Genomic DNA, 7,743 nt, shown 5'->3' on the forward strand with positions numbered 1-7,743 from the left:
GGGCGGCCGCGGGAATGGGCTGAATCGATACGGCACCGACAGGCGCCCGACAGCTTCCCCGGACTGCTCGAACCTGGGATCCGGACTGTTGGAACCTGGGATCCGGATTATTTGAACCTGCGATACCGATTACCTACGCTGCGGGCATGCGGCTGCTGCGCTCCACCGACCTGGCCCTGCGGGTCCTGATGCGGCTCGCCGTCGCCGGCGAGCCGAGTCCGACGACCCGCGACGTCGCCGTCGGCATGGACGTGCCGTACACCCACCTGGCGAAGGTCGTCGCCGAGCTCCAGCACATGGGCCTGCTGGCCACCCGCCGCGGCCGCGGCGGCGGTCTCACGCTCACCGAGCGGGGCCGCACGGCGTCGGTGGGCGCGGTGGTGCGCGCCTTCGAGGGCGACGGCGACGTCGTCGACTGCGAGGGCCCCACGCCCTGCCCCCTGAACTCCGCCTGCCGCCTGCGCGGCGCCCTGCGCCGGGCCCAGGAGGCGTTCTTCGCCTCACTGGACCCGATCACGGTGGCGGACATCGTGGCGGAGCCGACCGGGGCGCTGCTGCTGGGGATCTCGCGGGGGCCCGCAGGGCCCGTCTGAGAGATCCCCGCTACGCCTGCCCCGCCAGCCACAGGTCCGGTCCGAACACCTCGTAGTGGATGTCGGCCGGTGCCACGCCCTTGTCGATCAGCTGGGCCCGTACCGCCCGCATGAAGGGCAGCGGCCCGCACAGGTACGCGCGCGTGCCCGGCGCGACCGGGACGTCGGCGAGGTCGACCAGGCCGGAACGGGTGTCCGCCGGGGCGTCCTGCTCGTACCAGAAGTGGACGGCCGCGTCGGGCAGCCTGGCGGCGTAGGCCTCGTGGTCGGTGCGCAGGGCGTGGGTGGCGGGTGAGCGGTCGCCGTGTACGACGGTGACCGGGGCGCGGTGCCCCGAACCGGCGAGGTGGGCCAGCATCGCGGTCATGGGGGTCACGCCGATGCCCGCCGAGGCCAGCAGCAGCGGGGTGTCGGGGCCCGAGTCCAGGACGAGGTCGCCGTAGGGCTCGGACAGCTCCAGGACGTCACCCGCCGCCACGCGCGCGTGGAGGTGGTTCGAGACCTCGCCGTCGGGGGTGCCCTCGCCGTGCACGCGCTTCACGCTGATCTGCCGGAGGTCCGGGGCGGGCGCCCCGGAGAGGCTGTACTGCCGTATCTGCCGGGCGCCGTCCGGAAGGGCGACGCGGACGGAGACGTACTGGCCCGCGAGGAAGTCCGGCTGCGGCCCGCCGTCGGCGGGCCGCAGCCGGAACGTGGCGACGTCGTCGGTCTCGGCGACGCGCTCGACGACCTCCCAGGCCCGCCAGGCGTGCCCGCCCCGCTCCTCCCGCAGCCGCTTCTCGACGGCGATGAGGGCGTTCGCCATCAGCCAGTAGACCTCGTCCCAGGCGGCGGCGACCTCGGTGGTGACGGCGTCGCCGAGCACGTCGGCGATGGCGGCGAAGAGGTGCTCGTGGACGATGTCGTACTGCTCGGGCGTGATGCCGAGGGAGGCGTGCTTGTGGGCGATGCGGTGCAGCATCGCGTCCGGCCGCTGCTCCGGGTGGTCGAGCAGGTGCGTCGCGAAGGCGGCGATGGATCCGGCGAGCGCCTGCCGCTGGGTGCCGGCGGCCTGGTTGCCCCGGTTGAACAGGTCGTTCAGCAGTTCGGGGTGGGCCGCGAACAGCCCGGCGTAGAAGCGCTCGGTGATCGTGCCGAGGGCCGCGCCGACGGCGGGGAGGGTGGCGCGGACGGTGACGGCGGACTGCTCGGACAGCATCGGGACTCCTCAGGACTCGACTGCCGGGCACGCTATTTAAAGTTGCATATCAAATGCAAATTAAGTGGATGGGGTAGCGGACCGAACCGGCCGTTACGGATGTCGGTGCGAGCAGGCACTATGGGCGGAAGAGCAGTTCACCCGCCGTACGTGAGGCGTTAGGCCCCGGGCCGCCCGGGCGATCATGGTGCGCAACGCGTACGAAATGCTGGTGTGGTGGGATGCTCAGGTGCCCGACCGCCTCCCGTGGTACGGAAGACAGGCGGCCTGACCAGCAAGGATGGGGAAGCGGAAGATGGACAAGCAGCAGGAGTTCGTGCTCCGGACGTTGGAGGAGCGCGACATCCGGTTCGTACGCCTGTGGTTCACGGACGTGCTGGGCTTCCTCAAGTCCGTCGCCGTGGCCCCGGCCGAACTGGAACAGGCCTTCGACGAGGGCATCGGCTTCGACGGCTCCGCGATCGAGGGCTTCGCCCGGGTCTACGAGTCCGACATGATCGCCAAGCCGGATCCGTCGACCTTCCAGATCCTGCCCTGGCGCGCGGAGGCCCCGGGCACGGCCCGGATGTTCTGCGACATCCTCATGCCGGACGGCTCGCCGTCCTTCGCCGACCCGCGCTACGTGCTCAAGCGTGCTCTGGCCCGCGCCTCCGACCTGGGCTTCACGTTCTACACGCACCCGGAGATCGAGTTCTTCCTGCTGAAGGACCGGCCGCTGGACGGCAGCCGTCCGACGCCCGCAGACAACTCCGGCTACTTCGACCACACCCCGACCAACGTCGGCATGGACTTCCGCCGCCAGGCGATCACCATGCTGGAGTCGATGGGCATCTCGGTCGAGTTCTCCCACCACGAGGGCGCTCCGGGCCAGCAGGAGATCGACCTGCGCTACGCCGACGCGCTCTCCACGGCCGACAACGTCATGACGTTCCGCCTGGTCATGAAGCAGGTGGCGCTGGAGCAGGGCGTCCAGGCGACCTTCATGCCGAAGCCGTTCTCCGAACACCCCGGCAGCGGCATGCACACCCACCTCTCCCTCTTCGAGGGCGACCGCAACGCCTTCTACGAGTCGGGCTCCGAGTACCAGCTCTCCAAGGTGGGCCGCTCCTTCATCGCGGGCCTGCTGCGGCACGCGGCGGAGGTCTCCGCGGTCACCAACCAGTGGGTCAACTCCTACAAGCGCATCTGGGGCGGCGCGGAGCGCACGGCGGGCGCGGGCGGCGAGGCCCCCTCGTACATCTGCTGGGGCCACAACAACCGCTCGGCGCTGGTCCGCGTCCCGATGTACAAGCCCGGCAAGACGGGCTCGGCCCGGGTCGAGGTCCGCTCCCTGGACTCCGGCGCGAACCCGTACCTGTCCTACGCCGTCCTCCTCGCCGCCGGCCTGAAGGGTATCGAGGAGGGCTACGAGCTCCCGCCGGGCGCCGAGGACGACGTCTGGGCCCTCTCCGACGCCGAGCGCCGCGCGATGGGCATCGAGCCGCTCCCCCAGAACCTCGGCGAGGCCCTGACCCTGATGGAACGCAGCGACCTGGTCGCCGAGACGCTCGGCGAGCACGTCTTCGACTTCTTCCTGCGCAACAAGCGGCAGGAGTGGGAGGAGTACCGCAGCGAGGTCACGGCGTTCGAGCTGCGGAAGAACCTGCCGGCGCTGTAGGGGCAGGCGGGTTTCCGCCGGAGCGACACGCAGGGCCGACGGTCAGGACACCGTCGGCCCTGTCCCGGGCGAAGCCCGGCGGGGTCAGCCCCCCTGCCGCTTCAGGTCCGCCAGCAACTGGTGCAGCGGCTCCGTGGCCCGGCGGCGGTACTCCTGGATCGCCCAGCCGTTGCCGTCCGGGTCCTGGAAGTGCATGAACGTGGCGCCGTCGTCGGGGGCGTACTGGACCGGCTCCGAGACGTCGAGGCCGCGTTCGACGAGCTCCGCGTGGGCGGCCTTGATGTCGGCGACGCACAGTTGCAGGCCCTGGTAGGAGCCGGGCGCCGGGGTGGGGCCGGGGGTCATCTCCCAGATCGAGTCGCCGAGGGCGATCGAGCAGCCGGAACCCGGAGGCGTCAGCTGGACGATCCGCATCCCGGGCATGACCTCCTGGTCGATGTCCACGTGGAAGCCGACCTTGTCCCGGTAGAAGTCCCGGGCACGGTCGATGTCGGTCACGGGCAGCGGTATGACTTCGAGGGTGAAGTCCATGGCGTGACTCCTTTGTCAGGCATCGGTGAACCGCCACCTCGTCTGGCTGAACGGCTCCCCCTTACCGAACCCGAAACCGGTGCGCGGCGCCACCGCGTAGACGGCCGCGTGTCCCGCGCCGTGGTGGAAATAGCCCTCCCGTACCTCGAAGTGCCAGAAACTGCCGTACTTCGCCTCCCACGCGGCGGCCAGTTCGCGTAGGCGCCCGTCGTCGGTCACGCGCGTCGCCTCGCCCTCGACCACCAGGTCGTAGCCCTTGTTCCAGGTGTTCGTGCCGGTGGTCAGCACGACGTGCGGATTCTCGGCGAGGTTTTGGGCCTTGCGTTCTTCCGGGCCCGTGCAGAAGTGCAGGGCGCCGTCCGACCAGACCGCGGGCAGCGGGGTGACGTGCGGGCGGCCGTCGGGTCGGACCGTAGTGATCCAGAACAGTTCGGCGGCCGCGAGCCGCGCCTCGGCCTCCTGCCAGTCGGTCGCGGTGGCTGTCTCGTCGCTGTAGCGTCGATCCAGACGGGTCTCGGGGTGCATGGTGGTCATGAGCGTCCTCCCGGCCTGTGGGTTCACAAGTGCAGACCCCATCCGGGCGCCGAACTCATCGGCGCTTCCCCCGGCCTTGCGGTTAGGCTCAAAGCCATACGACCTTGATCCGATGCAAGTCGGATGCAAGTCCGAGGAACAGTGCGAGGGAGGCCCGGATGACGGCGGCGCCGGGGCGCAGGAGCAGTACCTTCACGCGGCTGCTGCGGCACGGCTTCACCGACGCCTCCGCCGCCGAGCGGCTCCTGGACAGCGCCGAGCTCGCGCCCCTGCGTGACGACCCGGTGCTGCTGGACGCGCTGGGCGCCACCGCCGACCCCGATCTCGCGCTGCTCGGCCTGGTCCGGCTGCTGGAGGCCCAGCCGGAGCCCGGCGCCCGCCGGGAGCTGCTCGACACGCTGATCTCGTCCAAGCCGCTGCGCGACCGGTTGCTCGGTGTGCTCGGCGCCTCCACCGCCCTCGCCGACCACCTCACCCGGCACCCGGACGACTGGCAGGCGCTCGTCATGTACGAGGCGCGCGACCTGCACCCCGGGGTGGAGGAGTTCGAGGCCGGTCTCGCGGAGGCCACCGACCCCGTCTCCCTGCGCGTCGCCTACCGGCGCTGCCTGCTGTCCATCGCCGCCCGGGACGTGTGCGGCACCACCGGCGTCGCCGAGTCCGCCGCCGAGCTCGCCGACCTGGCCACGGCGACCCTGCGCGCCGCCCTCGGCCTCGCCGGGGCCGCCGCGCCCGAGGACGCCGCCCTGTGCCGGCTCGCGGTCATCGCGATGGGCAAGTGCGGCGGCCACGAGCTGAACTACGTCTCGGACGTGGACGTCATCTTCGTCGGGGAGGCCGTCGAGGGCGCCGACGAGACCAAGGCCGTCCGGGCCGCGACCCGGCTCGCCTCGCACATGATGCGGATCTGCTCGGAGACGACCGTCGAGGGGTCCATCTGGCCCGTGGACGCCAACCTCCGGCCCGAGGGCAGGAACGGTCCGCTCGTGCGGACCCTCTCCAGCCATCTCGCCTATTACCAGCGCTGGGCCAAGACCTGGGAGTTCCAGGCGCTCCTCAAGGCCCGCCCGGTGGCCGGCGACCTCGACCTCGGAGCGGAGTACGTCGCCGCCGTCCAGCCGCTGGTGTGGAAGGCCGCCGAGCGCGAGAACTTCGTGCCCGACGTGCAGAAGATGCGCCGCCGGGTCGTGGAGAACATCCCCGTCGCCGAGGTCGACCGCCAGCTGAAGCTGGGCCCGGGCGGCCTCAGGGACGTCGAGTTCGCCGTGCAGCTGCTCCAGCTGGTGCACGGCCGGACCGACATCTCGCTGCGCAGCGGCACCACCCTCGACGCGCTGAAGGCCCTCGCCGCCGGCGGGTACGTCGGCCGGGCCGACGCCGCCCAGCTCGACGAGGCCTACCGCTTCCTGCGCTCCATGGAGCACCGGATCCAGCTGTTCCGGCTGCGGCGCACCCACCTCGTGCCCGAGGACGAGGCCGAGCTGCGCCGCATCGGCCGCTCCCTGGGCCTGCGCACCGACCCGGTCGCCGAGCTGCTCCGCGAGTGGAAGCGGCACGCCACCGTCGTACGGCGTCTGCACGAGAAGCTGTTCTACCGGCCACTGCTCGACGCGGTCGCCCAGCTCGCCACCGGCGAGGCGCGGTTGAGTGCCGAGGCGGCCCGGGAGCGGATGGTCGCCCTCGGTTACGCCGACCCGGCCTCCGCCCTGCGCCACCTGGAGGCACTGGCGTCCGGCGTCACCCGCAAGGCCGCCATCCAGCGCACGCTGCTGCCCGTCATGCTGGGCTGGTTCGCCGACTCGGCCGACCCGGACGCGGGACTGCTCAACTTCCGCAAGGTGTCGGACGCGCTCGGCAAGACGCCCTGGTACCTGCGGCTGCTGCGGGACGAGGGCGCCGCCGCGCAGAACCTCGCCCGGGTGCTGTCCGCCGGCCGGCTCGCGCCAGACCTGCTGATGCGCGCCCCGGAGGCGGTGGCGCTGCTCGGTGACGGGGACGGCGGCGGCCTGGAGCCGCGCTCCCGCGCCCACCTGGAGCAGGAGATACTCGCCGCGGTGAACCGGGCCGACGGGGCCGCTCAGGCGGTCACGGCCGCCCGCGGTGTGCGCCGCCGCGAGCTGTTCCGTACGGCCGCCGCCGACATCGTCGGCTCCTACGGCACGGAGGAGCAGGCCGCCGAGGCCGACCAGGGCGCCCTGGTGGACCGGGTCGGCGGCGCGGTGTCGGACCTGACGGCCGCGACCCTCGCCGGCACGCTCCGCGCGGTCGTGCGGGACGGGTGGGGGGACAGTCTGCCCACCCGGTTCGCGATCATCGGCATGGGCCGGTTCGGCGGCCACGAGCTGGGCTACGGCTCCGACGCGGACGTGCTGTTCGTGCACGAGCCGCGCGACGGCGTCGACGAGCGGGAGGCCGGGCAGGCCGCCGGCAAGGTCGTCTCCGAGATGCGCCGGCTGCTCCAGCTCCCCAGCGCCGACCCGCCCCTCCTCATCGACGCCGACCTGCGCCCGGAGGGCAAGTCCGGCCCGCTCGTGCGGACCCTCACGTCGTACGCGGCGTACTACCGCCGATGGGCCCTGACCTGGGAGTCGCACGCGCTGCTGCGGGCCGAGCACGTCGCCGGGGACGAGGACCTGGGCCGCCGGTTCATCGAGCTGATCGACCCGCTGCGCTATCCGGCGGACGGGCTCGCCGACGAGGCCGTCCGCGAGATCCGGCGGCTGAAGGCGCGCATGGAGTCCGAGCGGCTGCCGCGGGGTGCCGACCCCAAGCTGCACGCCAAGCTGGGGCCGGGCGGTCTGTCGGACGTGGAGTGGACGGTGCAGCTGCTGCAACTGCGGCACGGCGCGGCCGAGCCGGGCCTGCGCACGACCCGGACGCGTCAGGCCCTGGCCGCCGCCCGCACGGCCGGCCTCATCACGGACGAGGACGCGGCGGTCCTGGACGAGGCCTGGGTCCTCGCGACCCGCGTCCGCAACGCGGTCATGCTGGTACGCGGCCGGGCCGGCGACACGTTCCCCACGGAGCCCCGTGAACTGGCCGCCGTGGGACGGTACCTGGGCTACGGACCCGGCCATGCCGGCGACATGCTCGACGCGTACCGGCGGACGGCACGACGGGCCCGGGGCGTGGTGGACGAGATGTTCTACGGGGCGGCGGAGCGCTAGTAGTGCTTGGTCAGGTCGGTGTGCGGGTGGGTATGTCGCGGTGGCAGGTGGGGCAGGCGCCGG

At 72.3% G+C, this 7,743-nt stretch carries 6 protein-coding genes; 3 read left to right on the forward strand and 3 right to left on the reverse strand.

Features of this window, described 5'->3' with window-relative positions; genetic code table 11:
- Positions 1–146 precede the first annotated feature (146 nt).
- Positions 147–593, forward strand: a complete 447-nt coding sequence (locus AOQ53_RS25605) for an RrF2 family transcriptional regulator (RefSeq protein ID WP_059420765.1) — start codon at positions 147–149, stop codon at positions 591–593.
- 10 nt (positions 594–603) lie between these two features.
- Here AOQ53_RS25605 and AOQ53_RS25610 read toward each other — a convergent pair whose 3' ends face one another.
- Complete coding sequence (locus tag AOQ53_RS25610) at positions 604–1,791, reverse strand: globin domain-containing protein (protein ID WP_059420766.1); 1,188 nt, start codon at positions 1,789–1,791, stop codon at positions 604–606.
- A gap of 295 nt (positions 1,792–2,086) precedes the next feature.
- Here AOQ53_RS25610 and glnA point away from each other — a divergent pair, with 295 nt between their 5' ends.
- Positions 2,087–3,448, forward strand: coding sequence for a type I glutamate--ammonia ligase (glnA, locus tag AOQ53_RS25615; protein WP_059420774.1), 1,362 nt, complete (start codon positions 2,087–2,089; stop codon positions 3,446–3,448).
- Positions 3,449–3,532: 84 nt separating this feature from the next.
- Here the strand turns inward: glnA and AOQ53_RS25620 are convergent, their stop codons facing one another.
- On the reverse strand, positions 3,533–3,979 hold the full coding sequence (locus AOQ53_RS25620) for a VOC family protein (RefSeq protein WP_059420767.1): 447 nt from the start codon (positions 3,977–3,979) through the stop codon (positions 3,533–3,535).
- A gap of 15 nt (positions 3,980–3,994) precedes the next feature.
- Positions 3,995–4,513 (reverse strand): pyridoxamine 5'-phosphate oxidase family protein, encoded by a 519-nt coding sequence (locus tag AOQ53_RS25625; protein WP_059420768.1) that lies wholly within the window; start codon positions 4,511–4,513, stop codon positions 3,995–3,997.
- A gap of 158 nt (positions 4,514–4,671) precedes the next feature.
- On the opposite strand from AOQ53_RS25625, the gene AOQ53_RS25630 reads away from it, so the two are divergent.
- Positions 4,672–7,680, forward strand: coding sequence for a bifunctional [glutamine synthetase] adenylyltransferase/[glutamine synthetase]-adenylyl-L-tyrosine phosphorylase (locus AOQ53_RS25630; protein ID WP_059420772.1), 3,009 nt, complete (start codon positions 4,672–4,674; stop codon positions 7,678–7,680).
- The last annotated feature ends 63 nt before the right edge of the window (positions 7,681–7,743 follow it).

Source organism: Streptomyces azureus (assembly GCF_001270025.1).
Taxonomy (GTDB): domain Bacteria; phylum Actinomycetota; class Actinomycetes; order Streptomycetales; family Streptomycetaceae; genus Streptomyces; species Streptomyces azureus.

Excerpts from the sequence above, each read along its gene's own strand:
- AOQ53_RS25610 (WP_059420766.1), bottom strand. The coding sequence starts at position 1,791 with ATGCTGTCCGAGCAGTCCGCCGTCACCGTCCGCGCCACCCTCCCCGCC.
- AOQ53_RS25620 (WP_059420767.1), bottom strand. The coding sequence starts at position 3,979 with ATGGACTTCACCCTCGAAGTCATACCGCTGCCCGTGACCGACATCGAC.
- glnA (WP_059420774.1), top strand. The coding sequence starts at position 2,087 with ATGGACAAGCAGCAGGAGTTCGTGCTCCGGACGTTGGAGGAGCGCGAC.
- AOQ53_RS25625 (WP_059420768.1), bottom strand. The coding sequence starts at position 4,513 with ATGACCACCATGCACCCCGAGACCCGTCTGGATCGACGCTACAGCGAC.
- AOQ53_RS25605 (WP_059420765.1), top strand. The coding sequence starts at position 147 with ATGCGGCTGCTGCGCTCCACCGACCTGGCCCTGCGGGTCCTGATGCGG.
- AOQ53_RS25630 (WP_059420772.1), top strand. The coding sequence starts at position 4,672 with ATGACGGCGGCGCCGGGGCGCAGGAGCAGTACCTTCACGCGGCTGCTG.